Below are 21,026 nucleotides of genomic sequence, written 5' to 3'. Positions count from 1 at the left end.
CAAGCGAAGCGCGTTTAACTGTTTTCCAACTCTTAATTAAAAGGCAAAAATTTCTTGTAGCGGGTTGTCACCGGTGGAGCGTTGGTACTGGGGCCCCCGCCGCCGGCGACTTGCTTCGAACACGAACTCGCTAATACGAACCTGCAAACTGTAATTTGTAAAAATTACGTTGAGAAATACATAAAAGACTCCATAAGTTAGATGGATTAATCTAACTTATGGAGTCTTTTATATTTTATGTCAGTATAAAGGGCTTTTTTCATTTTTATCGTTTTACGTTAGCCAGTTTGATTTCTGGTATGTGTTCGATGAGGTTCATTTGGTGGGCGAGGCGGCAGGTTGAATGATATTGAAGCGACATTGAAGTTGCGTCGAAGTTGATATTGAAGTTGCAGTGAAGTATAATTGAAGTAGTTCAATTATCGTGAGGGGATATGTTTATGTTTATAGAGGAATTGACAGCGAGTGTCCGGTTGGAGGATCATCAAACGGAATATAAGGGGAAATTGAACCGTGATGATGTAGTGGGGTGGCTAAAGACTATAGCTGGTTTTGCCAACGCAGCTGGGGGAGATATGTATTTGGGGGTTGAGGACAAGACCCATAAACTTATTGGCTATGAGCGCATGGTGGCTGATAAGGAGCGAAATTATTTCAATAATCAGGTTAATGAGCATTTAGTTCCTCGTCCACCGATGAAAATTGAGTTCCTGCGCTATACCGTGAAAGACAAGGAACGATTTGTCGTTCATATAAGGGTAGAGACGGCGCCTACCCGGCCCGTTGTTCTTAAATATCAAAACATTCCAGCCATATATATGCGGCGTGATGGCTTTACGAATGGTGCCACTTATGAAGAAATTATACAGATGAGCATAGCGAGTCAAAATACTCAGTTCGATGCGTTGTTATCAGAAATTCGTTATAGGCGAGAAGATTTTAAGACGTTGTTGGATTTTTATGCGGAGCATAATGATGGTAAGGTATATACGGACAAGGCGCTTCGTTCGTTGGGTTTTTTTGATGAAAATGGTATGTTGACCAATGGTGCTGTGCTATTTGCAGACGACTATGATGGAGCTAAGACCGCGGTGACTTGCTCGGTATTTTCTGGCTTTAACAAGGGGAGTCAACGTATTGTGACGGTTAATCGTTTTCAGGGAAATATTGTTCAGAGCATCCAAAATATTTGTGATTTCGTTTATCAACGAATGAACCATTCCTTGGTAAAGACGGATACAGGACGTATCAATATAGATGCTTACCCCAAGCGGGCTGTGTTTGAAGGTGTGATAAACGCCGTAGCGCATAGAGACTATTTTCTGGATGGTACGCAGATACAAATCGATATGTTTCGCGACAGGCTGGAAATATCCTCGCCGGGAAGTTTTTATCGTGGGGCTGAAATTGGTGTGACCTATGATTTATCAAACATTATCTCCAAACGCAGGAATGAAATCATTTGTGCAGTGTTGGTAGCCTGTAATGTCATGGAGGCGGCAGGAACTGGGTTTGATAAGATTGTCGAGGCATATGCAAGGGTGGATGAACGACATAGGCCGTATATTTCCTCGACTTCCGATCACTTTACCCTGGTACTTCCAGACCTTACCTATGAGGAAGGACTGGAGGATAGCAATAGGATGAAGTTATACTATCCTCCTGTGTCACAGGGGACAGATCATGATGACAAGGTGTTGAGTTATTGCTATAAGCAAGCTCGGACTGCTGCAAATATAGCGGATTATTTGGGAATTAGTAATTCCAGTTACTTGCGTAGTAAGGTGTTAAATAATTTAGTAGAACAGGGCTATTTGCTGGCAAGTCGACAATCGAGAACGAAGTTCTACAAAACGAATAGTGATATGGTTGGGCTAGAATGATTTATGGTATGATAGGAATAGAAGAAGCCCTCGGACAAGTGCAGAAACTTGTTCGAGGGCTTCTTCGTGCGTTTGGGATGAACTTATCGTTTTACGTTAGCCAGTTTGATTTCTGGTATGTGTTCGATGAGGTTCATTTGGTGGGCGAGGCGGTAGAAGGTCTTTAGGCCTTCAAGGTATTCGTCGGTCAGGTCCCAATGGATGGTGGGGCCGAGGTAGTCGTCGAGCTGCGCATAGGTAAAGGGCTTATGCGGCAGTGCGGATTCGATGACTTCTTTTTTGTGGTCCATTCCGGTCTGGAAGGCGCGATGGATGCGGTCGTAGACGAGCTGAAGCATCGCAGGATTTTGCTCGGCGAAGGTCTTGTTGGCAACCCAGAGGGCATAGACCATTTTTTGACCGGTCATTTTTTTCCATTCGTAGCCCAGGTCGTAGTAGTAGAGGTCTGGCTGTTTATGGTGATAGAGCCAGAGGGCGTCGTCGCCAATGAGCAGTGATGCCGTCGCGTCCTCGGGGATTGGGTCCTCGGGCGTGATGTGACGCACGAAGTAGTTGGGAATCGCGCCATAGGCACCGCGCAGGATGATTTTGAGCAGGCAGTGAGAGGTGGCCGATTTTGCCGTCAGGATGATTTTGTCATCTGTTATATCATCGATGGGCTTGCGGGAGACCAGCAGGATGCTTTGAACCGCTCCGTCCGTGCTGATGCAAACGTCCGGCAGGACGACAAGCTCTTCACTGTCGCGGGCGTAGACAATTGACGATACATTGCTGACGTCGAGGCGGTGATTGACAATGTCATTATTGAGAACAGCTGGTACACCACGCGTGATGGATAGACCTTGGTCGGCGCCGTGGGCATAGCTCCAGGTAAGTGGCAGCACGTTCAAAAAATTGATATGTCCAACTCTGGGACAGCTCATAGGTTTTCCCCCTTTTCGTTGCAATTGGTAGTTCTATTATACATGATTATGTCTTTGGCGCGCAGAAAAATATTGGCAAGGGCTTTGTGTATTATATATAGGTTAGAAAATATCTGAAAATAGCGAGGAATATTGACTTTTCGATAGGGGTTCGCTAAAATTATTTGATAGAGTCAACAAGATTGACGGGGATTATGGAAGGGATAATTTTAGGGAGGAATAATTATGGATGATTATGTAAATGTTGGCCGCTGGTTCTCGATTCTTCATCGCCGTTCGCAGCTCTTTATAGTCGAAGCCTGCCAGAAATTACATCTTACCTTCTCGGAATATATCATGCTTATCCGTATTTTCGATAACGAGGGTGCGAAACAGGATGAGCTTGCCAATATGCTTTATCTGGATAAGGCTGTGGTCACGCGTACGGTAAATCTGCTGCAGGAGAAGGGCTTTATCTATCGGGAAGTCGATCCTGCAGACCGACGCGTCAAGCATATTTTCCTCACGGAATACGGCCGTGAGCAGCATCAGTTCCTGCGCAATATCATTCAGGGGTGGATTGATTATCTGGTCCGCGATATGACGCAGGACGATATCCAGCATTTGTTCAACGGGTTTAACGAGCTGGTTACGAAGGCCTGTGAGGCTGACCTCGTGAAACTCGCGCGAAATTTGCCTTCAGGAGGCGACGTTCATGAAAAAATATAAGCTGAGTTTTTTGGCTTGCTTTTTGGTGGTTGTGTGTCTTTTGGCCGTTGGTTGCGGCAGTAAGGATACTAAGACCGTGAAAGCACCGCTGGTAAAAACACAGCAGGTTGGCAGTGGCTCACTCAATGACAGCAGTTCCTATTCGGGAACCGTGCGCGGACGCTATGAAACGAATATGTCGTTTCAAGTGGGCGGTCAGATTTTGAGCCGCAATGTGCAGGTCGGTTCGCCGGTCCGTGCCGGGGATGTGCTGATGGTTATCGACAGTCGTGATGTGGTACAGAAGGCCAATCAGGGAGATGCGCAGGTGGCTTCAGCCCGGGCAAATCTCGACCTTGCTCAGCGCAATCTGGCGCGTTACAGCCAGCTTTATCAGGAAAACGCGGTGGCGGCGGCAACGCTGGATCAGTATCAGGCAAGTTATGATTCCGCGTTTGCTTCGTATCAGAATGCCTTGGCCCAGGCAGCCCAGGGGCATAATGCCATGGGGTATACCAATCTCACGGCGGGGGCTAATGGTGTCGTATCGGCAATCAATGCCGAGGAAGGACAGGTCGTTGGGGCTGGTCAGACGGTGCTGACGCTCGTGCAGACGAATGAGCTGGAGGTCGAAATCAATGTGCCGGAAAACCGTGTCGCGGATGTAGCTGTGGGCGCACCGGTGACCGTGAATTTCTGGGCGCTGCATGACCGGGCGGACGGTGTTGTCCGCGAGGTGGCACCGATGGCCGATAATGCGGCCCGCACGTATCGCGTCCGCATTTCGGTACCGAATCCGCCGACGGGCATGCAGCTTGGCATGACGGCCAGTGTGTCGTTTGCGCCGCAAATAAGCGGCGGCGAGGGGGATTCCGGTTCGGCAGTCCTGCCATTGGCGGCTATTTATCAGAACGGAGATACGCCGCAGGTTTGGGTCGTCGGTGACGATAATACGGTCAGCCTCAAATCGGTTTCGGTTGAGGACTTTGGCGATAATCAGGTATTGGTTCATGGTCTCGATGCTGCCGATGTGGTGGTTACAGCTGGCGTCCATAAGCTTCATGAGGGGCAATCCGTTCGGACGGAGGCAGACTCATGACGAATCTTACGGAACTATCGTTGAAGCATCGGGCGTTGGTCTGGTACTTCATTATTATGACGGCTATTGGCGGTCTGGTGGCCTATTTTCAGCTTGGCCGCATGGAGGACCCGCAGTTTACCATTCGGCAGATGGTCATTACGGCTGCCTGGCCGGGGGCTACGGCCGAAGAAATGCAGGAGCAGGTTACGGATAAACTGGAGAAACGGCTTCAGGATACGCCGGGCCTTGATTCCATCAATAGTGAAACCCGTGAGGGGCAGACGGTTATTTATGTCAAGTTAAAGGACACGGTTCAAAAAGACCAAATCCGGCCGACTTGGCGCGATGCCCGCAATTTCTGCGAGGATGTCAAAAAGGATTTGCCAGAGGGCGTTTATGGGCCTTACTATAACGATCGCTTTGATGATGTCTATGGCTCTATCTATGCGGTTACGGGCGATGGCTATAACTATGAGGAGATGCGCGAGTATGCCGAAAAGACGCGCCGCATGCTGCTGAATGTTCCGAGTGTCCAGAAAGTAGAGCTTATCGGCGTTCAGCCGGAGAAGGTCTATGTGGAAATCCAGAAGGATAAGCTCGCAGAACTCGGCATCAGCCCGCAGGTCATCGCCAATTCCCTCAAGACGCAGAATGCGATGACGGCTTCTGGCGAGGTGGAGACGGAGTCTAACAACGTCTATCTGCGCGTCAGCGGCATGTTTGAGGACGTGGAGGCAATCCGCGAGATGCCGATCAATGCCAACGGCAAGGTATTCCGCCTGGGCGATATTGCTACGGTGGAGCGCCGGTTTGTCGATCCGGCCAAACCGAAGATGTTCTACAATGGCGAGCCGGCTATCGGCATTGCGGTGTCGATGGAAAATGGCGGCAATATCCTGCAGCTGGGCGAGGATCTCAAGGCGAAAATCGGGGAAATCCAGCAGGAAGTTCCTATCGGCATTGAAGTCCATCAGGTTTCGGACCAGCCGAAGGTGGTTGACCAGTCTATCCATGACTTCGTCAAGACGCTGGTCGAGGCCATCGTTATCGTTTTGGCGGTCAGCTTCCTGTCGCTGGGTGTGCGGACGGGCATGGTGGTTGCCGGCTGTATCCCGCTGGTACTTTGTGCGGTGTTCCTCATCATGTATGCGCTGAACATCGATTTGCACAAGGTCTCCTTGGGCGCACTTATCATCGCTTTGGGCCTTTTGGTCGACGATGCGATTATCGCGGTGGAGATGATGAGCGTCAAGCTCGAGCTGGGCTTGAACCGCTTTGAGGCGGCCTGCTATGCCTTCCGGGCAACGGCGAAGCCGATGCTGACAGGAACGCTCATTACCTGCTCGGGCTTTATCCCGGTTGCCTTCTCCAAAGGCATGGCCAGTGAGTTCTGTCAGGCGCTTTTCCCGGTTATCGGGGCTGCGCTTTTGATTTCCTGGCTGGTGTCGGTCATGGTCGCACCGCTTTTTGGCTACCATTTGATTCGCGTAGAGGTCAAGAAGGATGAAGACGGCAAGATCGACCCCTATCAGAGCAAGTTCTATACGATGTTCCGCAAGGTGCTCGTCTGGTTCCTCGAACATCGGAAACTCGTCCTCGGGGCCACGGCGGCTTTGTTTGTCGTTTCGGTTGGCATGATGAAATTCATCAAGCAGGAATTCTTCCCGACGTCGACGCGACCGGAAATCCTGATTGAGATGAAACTTCCCGAGGGCTCTTCGATGGCTGCCAGCCAGGAAGTCTGTGACCGCATGTCCTCGTGGCTGCAGGACCGGCAGGAATTGCTGTCCAACTACTCGTATTATGTGGGCCGCTATGCGCCGCGTTTCGTGCTGACGGTCAATCCGAAGGCTGAGACGGATAATGCCGCGCAGTTTGTTCTGGTCGCCAAGGATACGGCGTCCCGTGAGAAGCTCACCGAGGAGCTCAACCAGGCGTTTAATGAGGAGTTTGCCGATGTGCGCGCTAAGATTCAGTTCATCCAGACTGGTCCGCCGGCTGATTATCCGGTGATGCTGCGCGTGACGGGATATACGACGGAGCAGACGAAGGAATTGGCCGAACAGGTCGCAGACATTGTGGCCAAAGACCCGAATAACTACAACGTCAATACGTCCTGGGGCGATAAGAGCAAAGTCATGCATTTAGAGCTCGATCAGGATAAACTGCGCTCGCTGGGCGTTTCGAGCCAGTCGGTCTCGCAGCAGATTTATACGGCTGTGACTGGCGCGAAGGCGGCCGAGTTCTATAAGGGCGATCGCACGATTGATATCGATTTGCGTCTGGCCGATGAAAATCGCAAGGATTTGGCACAGATGAAGAGTTTGCCGATTTACTTGGGACAGGCGGGCTATGTACCACTGGAACAGATTGCCAAGATTTCCTATGATGCCGAAGATGGCTTTATCGAGCGTCGCAACCTGATGCCGACGATTACCGTTCAGGCTGACGTTCATGATGGTACGGCTAACGATGCGACGAAGAAAGCCTATGAGGCAACGGAGCAGCTTCGCAAGGATCTGCCGTTTGGCTGCAGCATTGAGCCGGCGGGAGCACTTGAGGACAGCAACAAAAGCGTTGGCTTCCTGTTACAGCCGGTTCCCGTGATGATTTTCATCATTATGACGCTGCTTATGTTCCAGCTGGGAAGTGCCAAACAGATGATACTGACTGTGCTCACGGCACCGCTGGGACTTATCGGGGTGTCCTGGGGCATGCTGCTGACTGGTTCGGCTATGGGCTTTGTGGCGGAACTGGGAATCCTGGCCCTTTTCGGAATGATAATCCGCAATTCCGTCATTCTCATCGACCAGATTCAAAAACATCTGGCGGATGGAGAGACTCCTTGGGATGCTGTCATAGACTCGGCAATCCTGCGTTTCCGTCCGATAATGCTGACGGCGGCTGCGGCCATTCTCGGCATGCTGCCGCTGATGGCCAGTACCTTCTGGGGACCGATGGCCGTGGCCATTGCCAGCGGACTGCTCGTAGCGACAGTCCTGACGCTGTTAGTCCTGCCGACGATGTATGCCGTGGCGTATAAGGTATCGAATCGGTAATAATGCGAAATCCCATTGATTCCAGTTGGATCAATGGGATTTACTATATTCGATTTAACTACTTGAATTATAGCTTATTTACAAAAAAAGGCAAGGATGCTATGATTGATTCCGTGAATGGGGGAATCGGCGATGAGATTGGAAGAAATCATCAACCGTCATAGAAAAGACTTGAACGAGACGGATATGGCTATATGGAAGTATATTCTCCAGCACCGCAGGCAGGCCTGTCATATTTCGATTCATGAGCTGGCGAGAGTCTGTGCGGTGTCGAGCACGACGATTGTCCGTTTTGCGCAAAAGCTGGGGTTTGATGGCTTTGGTGAACTGAAGGCGGTTATGAAGATGGAGGAACCGGCCAAATCTTTTTACCATGAAGATGTGTTACAGGATATGCAGGCGTTCTACAATCAGACCGGGGAAAAAATCTTTGCCCGCAATTTTGATAGTGCCAGCCGGCTGATCCGTGAGGCAAACCGCGTCTATGCCTTTGCTTCTGGCTATGTGCAGAGCAATGTGGTACAGGAATTGAAGCGCCTTTTTTTCTACGACAATGTGCTGATTTACGAGATTCGGGGGGGTGAGGAGTTCCGTTCGGTAATACGCAATGCCACGAAGGATGATTTGTTTATTTTTGTCTCTTTATCGGGAGAGACTCCGGCTGTGGTGGATTTTGCCCGTCAGCTGCAGATTCGTGAACTGCCGTTGATATCGATTACGAAACTTCATGACAACACCTTGGCCAGCCTTTCTACGGTCAATCTTTACGTTTCGCCAGCTCGGTTTCAGATTTACGATAACGATGATGAGCATACGGCGTTCCAGTCGATGATGCCGTATTTCATGCTGGTGGAAATCTGGTACGTCAAGTACCGGATTTACTGTGAAAGTTTGGAACGGCGCTCGCTGGACACCCCGTGATTCCAGTGTGGATAAGGGCGTGTACCAAAGTACAGGAAATGTACCAAGGTACGGCGTGGGGGTAAAATGCCGAAAGGCCGCGAACCTATTGCGTTCGCGGTCTTTTTTTTGTATTCTTGGGTTACAAGATATCTTACAGGATGTACAGGGCAGGACGCCAACACATCCGAATGTTTGGTAGCAATCCTTTTATTGATTCAAGACAGATAAATGGGAGGGTATAAGAAATGTCCTTGAGTAAAGACCGCATCATGCAAGGGATGCAGCGGTTTGGCGGCGCGATGTATACGCCGGTCATTCTGTTCGCATTCTTCGGTATCATGGTAGCCGTATCGATCGTTTGTAAGAACGAAGGCTTGCTTGGCAGCCTGGCTGCTAAAGGAACACTCTGGTATGACTTCTGGTTCGTGGTGGAACAGGGCGCCTGGACGGTGTTTTCCCAGATGCCAATCCTCTTTGCCATCGCGGTGCCGATTGGTTTTGCGAAGAAAGAACCAGCACGTTGTGCGATGGAATCCTTCGTGATCTACATGATTTTCAACTACTTCATTTCCGGTATCTTAACGCTAAACGGTGCGTTCTTCGGGGTGGATTACAGTCAGAACGCTGGCGCTGGTACAGGGCTGGCTATGATCGCCAACATCAAGACGCTCGATATGGGCATGCTCGGAGCTATCTTTATCGCTTGTGTGACGGCTTGGCTCCACAACCGTTTCTATGATACGGATATCCCCGACTGGCTCGGAATTTTCAAGGGACCGGCCTTTGTCGTAGCCGTTGGTTTTGCGGTGATGCTGCCGCTGTCCCTGCTCTTCTGTGTCGTTTGGCCGGCTATCCAGCACGGTATCATGAACTTCCAGGACTTCCTGAAGTCGAGCGGGATCGTCGGAGTTTGGGCCTACACCTTCTCGGAGCGAATTTTGCTGCCGGCTGGTTTGCACCACTTTATTTATCTGCCGTTTATCTTTGGACCGGCTGTCTGCGATGGCGGTATCCAGCAGTATTGGCTCCAGCACCTCAACGATTTTGCTACGAGCGCACATAGCTTGAAAGAAATGTTCCCGGAGGGCGGCTTTGCCCTGCATGGCAGTGCCAAGGTCTTCGGTTTGCCGGGCGCTGCACTGGCTATGTATATGTGTGCGAAACCGGAAAAGAAAAAGAAGACAGCTGCGCTGTTGATTCCGGCGACGATTACGGCTGTCCTTTGCGGTATCACGGAACCGCTGGAATTCACATTCCTGTTTGTAGCACCGCTTCTCTATCTCGTTCATTCGCTGCTGGCCGCAACCCTTTCGGCTACGCTGTACTTCTTTGGCCTGGCCGGTAACTTTGGCGGCGGTCTCATCGACTGCTTCGTGCAGAACTGGATTCCGCTGTTCCCGTATCATTCGGGTACGTACATCATGCAGATTGGCATTGGCCTCTGCTTCACCGCAATTTATTTTGTGGTATTCCGCTTCATGATTTTGAAGTTCGATTATGCAACGCCGGGCCGTACGGCTGATGATGTGGAAGATAAACTCTTTTCCAAGGACGAGTACAAGGCCAAGAAGGAAATGGAAGATATGGGCCTGGCTGGTAATGCTCTGGCGATTAAAGCCAAGGTATTCCTGGATTGCCTGGGCGGACCGGAAAATATCAAGGAAGTCACCAACTGTGCAACGCGCCTGCGCGTGACCGTTGCCGATCCGGATAAAGTAAAACCAGTATCCAAGTTCACGAAGGCTGGTGCGTTTGGCCTGGTCAAGAACGGTCATGCCATTCAGGTCATCGTTGGCCTTTCGGTTCCTCAGGTCCGCGGTTATTTCGATGCATTGCTCAAAGGCGAGGCAATCAGCGAGCAGCCGGAAGAAAAGACTATCAAAACGCCGACGATGGCGAATCTGGCGATGAAACTCAATGCCTGCATTTCGGGCGATCTCATCGATATGAGTGAGGTCAACGACGATATGTTTTCCCAGAAGATGATGGGCGATGGCGTGGCAATCGAACCAACTGGGGATACGGTTGTTGCGCCGGCTGATGCGGAAGTCACGATGGTCATGGAAGAAAGCCTCCATGCAATCGGCCTTCGCCTGGACAACGGTGCTGAGCTTTTGATTCATATCGGCATTGATACGGTAAAACTCAACGGCCGTGGCTTCCAGCTGCTCACGAAGCAGGGCGTGAAGGTCAAAGCCGGTGATCCGCTCATCAAGTTTGATCCACAGGTAATCAAGGAGGCTGGCTATCAGACGACGGTTATCATGGCGGTCACGAACTCCAGTGATTATCCGCAGATGAAGAAACAGCCGGATCAGCAGGTTACCGCTGATGAAACGCCGATTCTGACGTTCTAATCCCCTAGGAAGGTACGATATCATGAAAGACATGAAATGGTGGCAGAAAACGGTAGTATACCAAATCTATCCCAAAAGTTTTTTGGATACTACCGGCAGCGGCCAGGGCGATATCCCCGGCGTCACCAAGCGGCTGGATTATTTAAAGACATTGGGGGTCGGAGCCGTTTGGCTCACCCCCGTGTACCCGTCGCCGATGGTAGACAATGGTTACGATATTGCCGATTACACCACGATTGACCCATCTTATGGCACGATGGAGGATATGGAAGAGCTCATTGCTGAAGCCAAAAAGCGCAATATCCGCATTGTCATGGATTTGGTCTATAACCACACATCCGATAAACACAAATGGTTTGAAGAATCAAAGTCCAGCCGGGATAATGCCAAGGCGGACTGGTATATCTGGCGTGATGCTAGGCCGGATGGCTCGGCACCGACCAACTGGCGCTCGATTTTTGGCGGCAGTGCCTGGACTTGGTGCGAGGAGCGGCAGCAGTATTACCTGCATACCTTTGCCGAAGCACAGCCAGATCTCAACTGGGAAAATCCTGCGGTACGGCAGGCACTTTACGAAGCGGCAAACTTTTGGCTCGACAAGGGCGTAGGTGGTTTCCGCATCGATGCGATTGTCTACATCAAAAAGCCGCAGGAATTTCTCGATGGAGAACCGGATAGTGCCGACGGTATGGTCAGCATTCACTCGATGATTGCCGATACGCCGGGCATCCTGGATTTCCTGCATGAATTCCGCCGTGAGGTCTTTGATGGGCACGATATCTTTACCGTGGCGGAGGCCAATGGCGTTGAGCCGGAGGAACTCAAGGACTGGGTGGGGGAAAAGGGCGCTTTTGATATGCTCTTTGAGTTCAGCCATACGAATCTGGAGTTTCCCGATGGCGAGCTTTGGTGCCATGCTACGGGCTGGAAGCCAGAACTCGTGAAAAAGCTCAAGGAGGTCCTTTCGGCCAGCCAGCAGGCTACGGCAGATAATGGCTGGTATCCGATTTTCTTCGAGAATCACGACCAGTTCCGTAGTGTGCGGCATTTCTTCCCCGATGATTCGGACCCGAAGATTACGTCCAAGATGCTCGCAACGGTTCTGTTTACGCTCCGGGGAACGCCGTTCCTCTATGAAGGTCAGGAACTGGGCATGGATAATGTCGCTTGGGATACGATTGAAGCCTATAACGATATTTCCTCCCACGGGCAGTATGAATTGGCCTTGAAGGAGGGGATGACTCCTCATGAGGCACTGAAAGTCATCCATCGGTACAGCCGCGACAATGCCCGGACGCCGATGCAGTGGACCAAAGGGCGTCAGGCTGGCTTCACCAAAGGAAAGCCTTGGCTGCCGGTGCATGACGATTATCGGAACTGTTGCGTGGAAAGTGAAGCACTGGATGAAACTTCGCCGCTGCTGTACTACCGCAAATTGGCTCGTATCCGAGAGGCTGGCGATGCAGCCGGGGTCCTGCAGCAGGGCGACTATACGGAGCTTTTGCCGGACAATCCCGACGTCTATGCATTTCGCCGCCGCTTCGGTTGCCGGCAAACGGTGACCTTGGCCAATTTCAGCAGTTACGAAGTCGTCTATGATGCGAAAAAATTAGCCGGTGCAGAACTTTTGGTATCCTCGCAAGAGGGCAGTGCCAAGGGCGTTCTAAGACCTTATGAGGCCGTTTGTTATCTAATGGAAAATGCGAAAGGAGGAGAGGAGAAATGAAGATTGCCGCCAGTGATTACGATGGAACGCTGTTCCGCAATGAAGTGATTGCTAAAGCTGATGTGGAAGGAATCCGCCGCTGGCGGGCGGCTGGCAACAAGTTTGGCGTAGTCACCGGTCGTGACTATGGCATGCTTGCTCCGCAGCTGAAGTTTTATGGTATCGAATCGGACTACGCTGTCTGCAACAATGGTGGCCTTATCTGCCGAGCGGATGGCACGCCGCTCTGGCAGGGCGAGATTCCCCATCGGACCTTGGCGGAGATGGTTAAGGAGCCAGGTGTACGCCGCTCGTTTCATTTCGCTTTTTCCGCAGCCGATACGACGTATCTTTACCATGAGCGCGAAGGCTCGTGGATTTCGCGGGAAGCGAAGCAGTGGGATTTCACGATAAAAACGATTACGGAGCAGGACATCATGAGCCTGCCACAGATCCATCAATTTTCCCTGGGTTATCCGGAGGCCAGTGAAGCCGCAGAGGTGGGAGAAATCCTCAACGCCCGTTATGGCGATGTGATTCATGCCTATCCGAACCGCTGCAGCCTTGACGTTACCCCAAAGGGAATCAGCAAGGAACAGGGAATTCGCAAGATGTTAGAACTCATGGGTTGGGACTGCGCGGAGATTTGCACCATTGGTGATGAAATCAACGACCTGCCCATGATAGAAGCTTTCCATGGTTTTACCGTAGACACGGCCCGTGATGCCATTAAAGCACGCGCCCAAAAGGCGTATGCTGGTGTCGGTGCCATGTTGGAAGCGAATATTTAATTTCCCCCAGGAACATAAACCCTATTTCCTCAATGGATGCCGCAACGCAATCCCCTTGCGATGTGGCATTCCCGATGACAACAGAATATGCCCAGCGGTATCATTCTGACATCATACATAAACAGATGAATATGTGTAGAGATTTTCATATCGGAACATGGATAGATACGGAAATCTCTTCTCATATAAGGTAAATTGTGAGAATGTTTAGCGGAAACAGATAATACTGATAAAGCTAAACAAAGGGAAAGGAAGTTTTGGAAAATGCGACTCAACAAAAAAGCTTTGGCAATCCTCACAGGACTCACCCTCAGCACTGGTTTTAGTGCCACGGCAATGGCAGCAACTGCGGATAGTTTCAGCGATGTGCCGAAAAATCACTGGTCTTATGAAGCACTGGATTACCTCGCCAAAGAGGGCGTAATCGATGGCATGGGCGATTCCACCTTCCAGGGCGGCCGTTCGATGACGCGCTATGAGATGGCCAGCGTCGTAGCCAAAGCCATGCAAAAATGCAACGGCAGCACGGTAAGCTATGGTGACAAAGCCGTTCTCGATAAACTCTCGGCGGAGTATGCGGACGAGCTCAGCACGCTTAACAAGCGCGTGGATGCGCATGACAAACAGATAAAAGAGTTGCAGGCCAAAACGGATAAATTCAAGGTTTGGGGCCTGGCACGGGTACAGGTCGGTGATGACAATGGCCTGAAGAATGATGCCAGAGCTTGGAATACGGAAAAGAACGGCGACTACAACAACCGCTTCTATATGGATCTGGAAGGTTCGATGAAAATCAATCCGCATGCTACGGCACGTTTCTCGGTGGAAAAGAATGCCCGCTATCGTGACCGCGAGTATGTTATGAAAGATGCAGTAGCCGCAGATCCATCGGGGAAATTGCATAAAATCCATGTACCGGTCACGGGCGAGCTCCGCGATATGCCGGATATGGATACCAACCATAATGGTGAAATCAGCAACATTTGGGTGGAACTGCAGCTCGGCCCCAAGCATGACTGGTATACGAATATCGGCCGCAAATGGAACGGCATCGGCATGCAGAACCTGCTCTTAGGTGGCCAGGTCGATGGCATTGCGACGTATCATCCGATTGAGCATGGTCATGGCTGGTGGCTCAGTGCCCAGTATTGGAAATCTTCCTCGGATTGCTCGACGTTTACGCCGATTTTTGAGGACGATGGTGCTGACAATTACACGTATAAAGAGACGGAAGTTCACGCACGGCGCGCTCCAGTCAATGCAACACTTGACTTCTGGGGACCGCTGGGCAAATATATCAATGCCAATGTTGGCTATACCCACATCGTTGGCAATAAATTCGATAAGAACGGTGGCGGCAATGGCTACTGGTATGATACGTCGGGCTTCGTCAATGCCGATATCAGCGTAAAGCCGTTGAAGGACGTTACCCTGACGGGCTCTTATGTCCATGCGTTTACGAAACAGGATGAAAACTATGGCCATGGCGACCGCGACTGGGCCTTCAAAGCAGAGTATAAAGGGACAGATCTCAACCGTGTTGGCAGCTATGGACTCTATGCGAAATATGTAAACCTCGGTGCCTTTGCCGACCTTGGCCATGATGATGAGTGGTCTACGCGTGAACCGACCTTCACGAACGGTGTCCGCGGCTGGTACTTCGGCTTCAAGTGTGTACCGGCGCACAATGTTGAGTGGGAAACGCTATGGGCACCGCATCTTTCCGAGCAGATTACCTGGAACAATCCGGTCAAACGCCACATCCTGCGCAGCATGCTCGATTTCCATTTCTAATTCTTTGACAGCATAAATAGTAAAGCACGAAGGCATTCTCCTCGGGAGGAGGCCTTCGTGTCCTATGAAAGGAGCTATGTCAATATGAATCGCAAGCAACTCTTAGGCAGGGCAGTGGGCGTGTCGCTGACGCTTAGCCTTATGGCCGCTCCCTTTGTGGCTCCGGCGGATATGATGCCGACGGCCTTTTCGATTTCCGTGGCGGAAGCGGCCGCTGCAGTAGGACCGACGGATGTCGTGCTCGTCGGCACGGTACAGACGAAGTTCGGTGCTGGTACGGATTGGGCACCAGCTGATGGCAAGACGAAGATGACGCCAATCGGCAAAGGGCTTTACGAATATAAGGGCAAACTGCCCAAAGGCAATTATGAATACAAGATTGCCATCGGCGGCAGTTGGAGTGAGAATTACGGCGCCGATGGGGCTTCTGATGGTGCCAATATGAAGCTGAAGCTCACCAAGGATACCGAAGTTACGTTCACGTATGACAGCGTGACCCACGAGACAAAGGTGAGCTATGAAGGGCAGGGGGGAGCTCAGGCTGAGGCGCCAAAAGCCGCTGTGGCAACGCCTGCTGGTGCCGTTGGTGCGCAGGATGTTGTACTCGTCGGTTCCCTGCAGAGTGCTTTGGGGGCGGCCAAGGACTGGGACCCGTCTGACGCCAAGACGATTATGAAAGCTGACGGCAAGGGCCATCGCGTTTTCACGGGCAAGCTCAAAGCTGGCAATTACGATTTCAAGGTCGCGCAGGGCGGTTCCTGGGATGTGAACTACGGCAAGGACGGCCAGCCTAATGGCGGCAATATCGCTTTGCGTCTGGCTGCTGACCACGAAGTAACTTTTAGCTATGACGAAAAGACGCATGCGATTTCCTACGATTATGAAGGCAAGGCGGCTGAGCAGGCCAAGTTTGCGAACCAGCGCGAAATCGTGCTTTGTGGTGACTTGCAGACCCTGGGCGGAGCAGCTGCGAAATGGGCACCGTCGGATATGGCGACCAAGATGACGGCGGGCGACCATGGTTTCTACACGTTCACGATTAAGAATATGCCAGCGGGTACTTATAACTATAAGATTGCCATCAATGGCAGCTGGGCCGAAAACTATGGCCTAAACGGCATAGCCGATGGTGCGAATGTTTCGCTGACGCTCGACAAACCGGAGACGGTTACGTTCTATTATAACGACAAGACCCATCGCATTGCCGACAGTCATAATTACAAGATGTTAAACGCTAGCGAATTGCCGAAGCTTTCGGGAATTGCCGGTGTGGCTGATGGCACGATGTATGATTTGATGCTGTCGGGGCTTTACCAGACGGAGGCCAAAGTGGCGGCTGGCAATTATACGGTCAAGGTATCCCAGGCGGGGCAAGCCCCGATTACGCAGGCTGTCCATATTGCCAAGACGACAAATGTTACCTTCTATTATGATGCGGCCAAGAAGCGCATTATTGCCGATGATGGCAGTATCCGCGCCGATAAGGTCGTTCATGACAGCTGGAATAAGGAGGAGCGCAGTCCTTGGGGAGCCGTGGAAGAAGGCACGCCTATAACGCTCAAAATCCGTACGGGAGCCGGTGATGTGGAGTCGGCCAAAATCATGGTCACCAAGGCCGCTATGACGGCCAAGGGCGGCGATGAGTACAATCCGGATTACGACTCCGGCACCACCACGTATTACTCCATGAAGAAAATTGGCACCAAGAACGGCCAGGATATCTGGCAGGGAAGCTTTACTCCGAAGGACTATGGGATTTATGGTTATAAGTTCGTCCTCAATGACACGAAGGAATACGGGGATGACACCAAGACTGGCGGCACAGGTGAGTTAAAGCTCGCCGGTACGAAATACTTCCAGGTAACGGCTTACAAGAAAGGCTTTGAGACGCCGGGCTGGGCGAAGGAAGCCGTCTGCTACCAGATTTTCCCCGACCGTTTCTTCAACGGCGATACGGCTAATGATAATGCCCGCGATACGGCGCGCGGCACGCAGCCAATCCAGCATCGCAGCTGGAATACGCCGCCGGCTAATGGTGGCGCTGGGGCCTTGGATGGCGATAAATGGGATTGCAATGACTTCTATGGCGGCGATTTGGCCGGTATTACCAAGAAACTCGACTACCTAAAGGGTTTGGGGATAACGGCTATTTATGTCAACCCGATTTATGCTGCTTCCTCCAATCATCGCTATGACGCGCGCGATTACGATGCCGTGGATCCATTCCTGGGCAATTTCCGTGATTTGCAGAAGCTGGCTGATGAAATGAAGAAACGCGGCATGCACCTCATAATGGATGGCGTTTACAACCATGTCGGGGATGATTCCATCTATTTCGACCGCTACGGCAAGTATAAGACGGTGGGTGCCTATGAATATTGGAGCCGCATCTATGACCTGCAGAACAGCAAGGGGCTGTCCTTGGATGCCGCTAAGGCTGAGGCCAAGAAGCAGCTCGAAGCGGAAGGTCAGGTATTCAGTCCGTATCATTGGGAGAATTGGTTCGACATCAAGAATACCAAATCCCATGATGAGATGGGAGACAAATACGCATATCACGATTGGCAGAGTTTCTCGAGCCTGGCACCGTTCCGCGACAAAGACTATCCGGGCTATGACAAGACGACGCCAGATCATACGGACCTCGGGGATTATCTGCTCTATGGCCGCAATGGCGATAAAGGCGTAATCCTGAAATGGTTTGATTATGGCCTTTCGGGCTGGCGGCTTGATGTCGCCAAGGAGGTGCCGCCGGGATTCTGGGCCAAGACGCGTGAGGCCGTAAAGGCTGTTAAGACGCAGAATGGCGATACTCCGCTGCTTTTAGGTGAGATTTGGCAGGATGGTTCGCAGTTCTTTATGGGCGATTCCATGGATTCGGTCATGAACTACAAGCTTTCCGATACGCTGATGCACTTTGTCATGGGGGGCAAGGCCCAGGATACGGATGATGTGCTCATGCAGCTGCGCCAGAATTATCCGCAAGAAGCGCTTTATAATCTTATGAATATCGTAGATTCGCATGATACAGCGCGGGCTATCTACACCTATGGTGGTGGCAAAGATGGCGTGACGCAGGCGCAGAAGTCTGACTTTGACTATAAACTCGGCAAGAGCCGCCTCAAGATGGCCGTGGCTTTTGAGATGGGCTATCCCGGCATGCCGACGGTTTATTATGGCGATGAAGCCGGCCAGTTTGGTTCCAAGGACCCGGACTGCCGCCGCACGTTCCCTTGGGGCAAAGAGGATAAGGATCTGCAGAACTTCTACAAGAAGGCAATTACCGCGCGCAATAAGAACAAAAATGTCTTTGCGCTGGGTGACCTCGATACCTTGATGGCTAAGGATAATATCTATGCTTACCAGCGCAAGGCTGTCGATGGTTCGGGCAAGGTCGGCGTGGTAGCCCTTAACAATGGCAAAGCCCAGCAGGTTACCTTGAAGGTTGCCGCTGCGGATGGTACTGTGTTGAAAGACCAGCTTACGGGCATCAAAGCAACGGTCAAAAACGGGGAAATTTCCTTCCACTTGGGAGAGAATCAGGCCGTCATGATGGTTAACTGATGAGAGAACTGATTTAAGAAAAAGCTGCCGGGAACAGAGGAAAAGCTGTTCCTGGCAGCTTTTTTTGTGAATGCCGTTACATGTATACATATAATCAACCTTTAACAATAAGGAATTATGTGCTATAATGTTCAATACTGATGTACTTTACAGATGTACACACAGAGGAACTATACGTTGTAGAAGGAGCATTCTATATGAAACAAGAAGACAATGAGTTTATGCAGCATGAGTTGCGTCTGCCTGAACTTACGGTCCGTGGTATGCTGCTTGGTGCTATTTTGACGGTTATTTTTACGGCATCAAATGTATACCTCGGTTTGAAGGTCGGTTTGACGTTTTCGTCGGCTATCCCGGCGGCGGTTATTTCGATGGCCGTCCTCAAGATGGCAAAAGATTCGAATATCCTGGAGAATAATATGGTACAGACGCAGGCTTCGGCGGCTGGTACTCTTTCGGCTATCATCTTTATCATCCCGGGTATGCTGATGATTGGTTATTGGCAGGGCTTCCAGTTCTGGCAGACGCTGTTGGTATCGGCCTGCGGCGGGTGCCTGGGGGTACTGTTCACGATTCCGCTTCGCCGGGCGATGGTGGTGCATAGTGATTTGGCCTATCCGGAGGGGGTGGCTGCCGCTGAAATCCTGAAGGTTGGCAGCAATTCGGCTAAGGATTCCAAACAGGGCAGTGGCTTGAAAGAAATCATGTCCGGCGGTATTGTCGCTGGTATCGTGGCGCTGTTTTCCAATGGTTTCCAGGTCCTTTCGGGAGGGCTTTCCCTCTGGTTCCATGTGGGGAAGGGAATGACGCAGTTCCCCATTGGTTATTCCACGGCTCTTGTTGGTGCTGGCTATCTTATTGGTATTGCCTCTGGTCTGGCCATGCTCGTCGGCATTTTGCTTGCTTGGGCGGGCTTTGTGCCGTTCTATACGATTACGGGCGCTGTGCCGGATGGCATGACGCTGCAGAAGTTTGCCGGCGCTGTCTATCAGGAGCGCGTCCGCTTGATTGGTGCTGGCGCTATGGGCGTTGCGGCTGTTTGGACGTTATTGACGCTGGCAAAACCGGTTATCGATGGTGTCAAAGAGTCCATTGCGGCACTCAATATGCCAGCGGCTGAACAGGGAAAGCACCGCATGGATATTGACATGTCCATCAAGAGCATTGGCCTGGTTTTTGCGGTGACGGTTGTTGGCCTGCTGGGGATCTTTTATGCATTTGTCAGCCCAGCGGGGCTGACGATGGCACAGAATCTCACTGTCGTCGTGGTGGGCGTTGGTGTGGCTGTGCTCATGGGATTCTTTGTGGCGGCCGCTTGCGCTTATATGGCAGGTCTTGTCGGTACGTCTTCTAGTCCGATTTCGGGGATTGGCATTTTGGGCATTATCGTGGCATCTCTTGTCATGTATGCCCTTTGCTCCAGCTTTGGCATTTTCAGCCTGCCGGGCGGTGAGAAATTCGCCACGGCAACGGCTATTTTTACCACGTCGATTATCATGGCGATTGCCTGCATTTCCAATGATAATATGCAGGACCTCAAGACGGGCTATCTCGTCGGGGCTACTCCGTGGCGTCAGCAGGTTGCCCTGCTTTTAGGCTGCGTGGTCGGTGCCCTCGTCATCGCACCGGTCCTGAATCTTCTCTATGAGGCTTACGGTTTCCCGGGGGCTTTACCGCGTCCGGACATGGACCCCGGCCAGGCGCTGGCAGCTCCGCAGGCCGCACTGATGACGACGATTGCCCAGGGGATTTTCTCCAGCCAGCTGGCTTGGGAATATATCTATCTCGGCATGGGGCTGGGCGTCGTTCTCGTGCTCATCGATTTGGTGCTCAAACGCCGTACCAGACATCTTTGCCTGCCGCCCTTGGCTGTTGGCATGGGTATCTATCTGCCGCCGTCTGTCCAGACGCCGCTGGTTATCGGTGCCGTCATGGGCTATTTCCTCAACAAGAAACTCCAGCAGGAAAAAGGAGAAGCGGGCAAAAAGAATGGCATGCGCCGTGGTACCCTCTTTGCTTCCGGCTTGATTGTCGGTGAGTCCATCATCGGCGTGCTGCTGGCAGGCATCATCGTCGTCTCGGTATCGAGCGGCGGCAGCGACAGCCCGCTGGCCCTCGTGGGGAAGGATTTCGCCGATACAGCTGAATGGCTGGGCCTGGTGGTATTCCTGATAACGCTGGGGATTTTTGGGAAAATTGTCCTTGGAAATAAAAATAATTAAGAAGTAGCGGTAATTTGACAATAAAAAACGCTGGCTCAACAGAGTCAGCGTTTTTTA

General features: G+C 51.4%; 12 protein-coding genes. 11 read left to right on the top strand and 1 reads right to left on the bottom strand.

The annotated features are described in order from the left end of the window. Positions 1-440: 440 nt before the first annotated feature. Positions 441-1,883 carry an ATP-binding protein gene (locus tag T504_RS14250; RefSeq protein WP_072022730.1) on the top strand — a complete coding sequence of 481 codons (1,443 nt, stop codon included), beginning with the start codon at positions 441-443 and terminating at the stop codon, positions 1,881-1,883. A gap of 83 nt (positions 1,884-1,966) precedes the next feature. On the opposite strand, the gene T504_RS0109510 is transcribed toward T504_RS14250, so the two are convergent. Next, positions 1,967-2,806 carry a menaquinone biosynthetic enzyme MqnA/MqnD family protein gene (locus tag T504_RS0109510; protein WP_033170848.1) on the bottom strand — a complete coding sequence of 280 codons (840 nt, stop codon included), beginning with the start codon at positions 2,804-2,806 and terminating at the stop codon, positions 1,967-1,969. A gap of 225 nt (positions 2,807-3,031) precedes the next feature. Between T504_RS0109510 and T504_RS0109505 the strand changes: the two genes are divergently transcribed. The 10 genes from T504_RS0109505 (at position 3,032) to T504_RS0109460 (ending at position 20,969) form a co-directional block, all read left to right on the top strand. Further along, positions 3,032-3,514 (top strand): MarR family winged helix-turn-helix transcriptional regulator, encoded by a 483-nt coding sequence (locus tag T504_RS0109505; protein WP_033170847.1) that lies wholly within the window; start codon positions 3,032-3,034, stop codon positions 3,512-3,514. Continuing rightward, complete coding sequence (locus T504_RS0109500) at positions 3,501-4,592, top strand: efflux RND transporter periplasmic adaptor subunit (RefSeq protein WP_033170846.1); 1,092 nt, start codon at positions 3,501-3,503, stop codon at positions 4,590-4,592. The genes T504_RS0109505 and T504_RS0109500 overlap by 14 nt, the downstream gene beginning before the upstream one ends. Continuing rightward, positions 4,589-7,633 (top strand): efflux RND transporter permease subunit, encoded by a 3,045-nt coding sequence (locus tag T504_RS0109495; RefSeq protein WP_033170845.1) that lies wholly within the window; start codon positions 4,589-4,591, stop codon positions 7,631-7,633. The genes T504_RS0109500 and T504_RS0109495 overlap by 4 nt, the downstream gene beginning before the upstream one ends. Before the next feature lie 132 nt (positions 7,634-7,765). Further along, positions 7,766-8,554, top strand: coding sequence for a MurR/RpiR family transcriptional regulator (locus T504_RS0109490; protein WP_033170844.1), 789 nt, complete (start codon positions 7,766-7,768; stop codon positions 8,552-8,554). Positions 8,555-8,781: 227 nt separating this feature from the next. Further along, a complete protein-coding gene (locus tag T504_RS0109485; protein WP_033170843.1) occupies positions 8,782-10,893 on the top strand; it encodes an alpha-glucoside-specific PTS transporter subunit IIBC in 2,112 nt (703 codons plus the stop codon). 22 nt (positions 10,894-10,915) lie between these two features. Further along, positions 10,916-12,619 carry a glycoside hydrolase family 13 protein gene (locus tag T504_RS0109480; protein WP_033170842.1) on the top strand — a complete coding sequence of 568 codons (1,704 nt, stop codon included), beginning with the start codon at positions 10,916-10,918 and terminating at the stop codon, positions 12,617-12,619. Further along, the gene (locus tag T504_RS0109475; RefSeq protein ID WP_033170841.1) at positions 12,616-13,389 is read left to right on the top strand and encodes an HAD-IIB family hydrolase; all 774 of its coding nucleotides are present in this window, start codon (positions 12,616-12,618) and stop codon (positions 13,387-13,389) included. Before T504_RS0109480 ends, T504_RS0109475 begins: the two co-directional genes overlap by 4 nt. 264 nt (positions 13,390-13,653) lie before the next feature. Beyond that, positions 13,654-15,183 (top strand): S-layer homology domain-containing protein, encoded by a 1,530-nt coding sequence (locus T504_RS0109470; protein WP_033170840.1) that lies wholly within the window; start codon positions 13,654-13,656, stop codon positions 15,181-15,183. A 57-nt stretch (positions 15,184-15,240) separates the two neighbouring features. Beyond that, complete coding sequence (locus tag T504_RS0109465; protein ID WP_231473893.1) at positions 15,241-18,747, top strand: pullulanase X25 domain-containing protein; 3,507 nt, start codon at positions 15,241-15,243, stop codon at positions 18,745-18,747. Between the two features lie 197 nt (positions 18,748-18,944). Continuing rightward, the gene (locus tag T504_RS0109460; RefSeq protein ID WP_033170838.1) at positions 18,945-20,969 is read left to right on the top strand and encodes an OPT family oligopeptide transporter; all 2,025 of its coding nucleotides are present in this window, start codon (positions 18,945-18,947) and stop codon (positions 20,967-20,969) included. The last annotated feature ends 57 nt before the right edge of the window (positions 20,970-21,026 follow it).

Origin of the sequence: Selenomonas sp. ND2010, assembly GCF_000702005.1 — a bacterium.
Taxonomy (GTDB): domain Bacteria; phylum Bacillota; class Negativicutes; order Selenomonadales; family Selenomonadaceae; genus Selenomonas_A.
The sequence above is the reverse complement of the archived record's forward strand: the minus strand, read 5'-3'. Positions and strand labels throughout refer to the sequence as shown.

Coding starts and splice junctions, on each gene's coding strand:
- T504_RS0109505 (WP_033170847.1), top strand. CDS start 3,032: ATGGATGATTATGTAAATGTTGGCCGCTGGTTCTCGATTCTTCATCGC.
- T504_RS0109480 (WP_033170842.1), top strand. CDS start 10,916: ATGAAAGACATGAAATGGTGGCAGAAAACGGTAGTATACCAAATCTAT.
- T504_RS14250 (WP_072022730.1), top strand. CDS start 441: ATGTTTATAGAGGAATTGACAGCGAGTGTCCGGTTGGAGGATCATCAA.
- T504_RS0109510 (WP_033170848.1), bottom strand. CDS start 2,806: ATGAGCTGTCCCAGAGTTGGACATATCAATTTTTTGAACGTGCTGCCA.
- T504_RS0109460 (WP_033170838.1), top strand. CDS start 18,945: ATGAAACAAGAAGACAATGAGTTTATGCAGCATGAGTTGCGTCTGCCT.
- T504_RS0109490 (WP_033170844.1), top strand. CDS start 7,766: ATGAGATTGGAAGAAATCATCAACCGTCATAGAAAAGACTTGAACGAG.
- T504_RS0109485 (WP_033170843.1), top strand. CDS start 8,782: ATGTCCTTGAGTAAAGACCGCATCATGCAAGGGATGCAGCGGTTTGGC.
- T504_RS0109495 (WP_033170845.1), top strand. CDS start 4,589: ATGACGAATCTTACGGAACTATCGTTGAAGCATCGGGCGTTGGTCTGG.
- T504_RS0109500 (WP_033170846.1), top strand. CDS start 3,501: ATGAAAAAATATAAGCTGAGTTTTTTGGCTTGCTTTTTGGTGGTTGTG.
- T504_RS0109475 (WP_033170841.1), top strand. CDS start 12,616: ATGAAGATTGCCGCCAGTGATTACGATGGAACGCTGTTCCGCAATGAA.
- T504_RS0109470 (WP_033170840.1), top strand. CDS start 13,654: ATGCGACTCAACAAAAAAGCTTTGGCAATCCTCACAGGACTCACCCTC.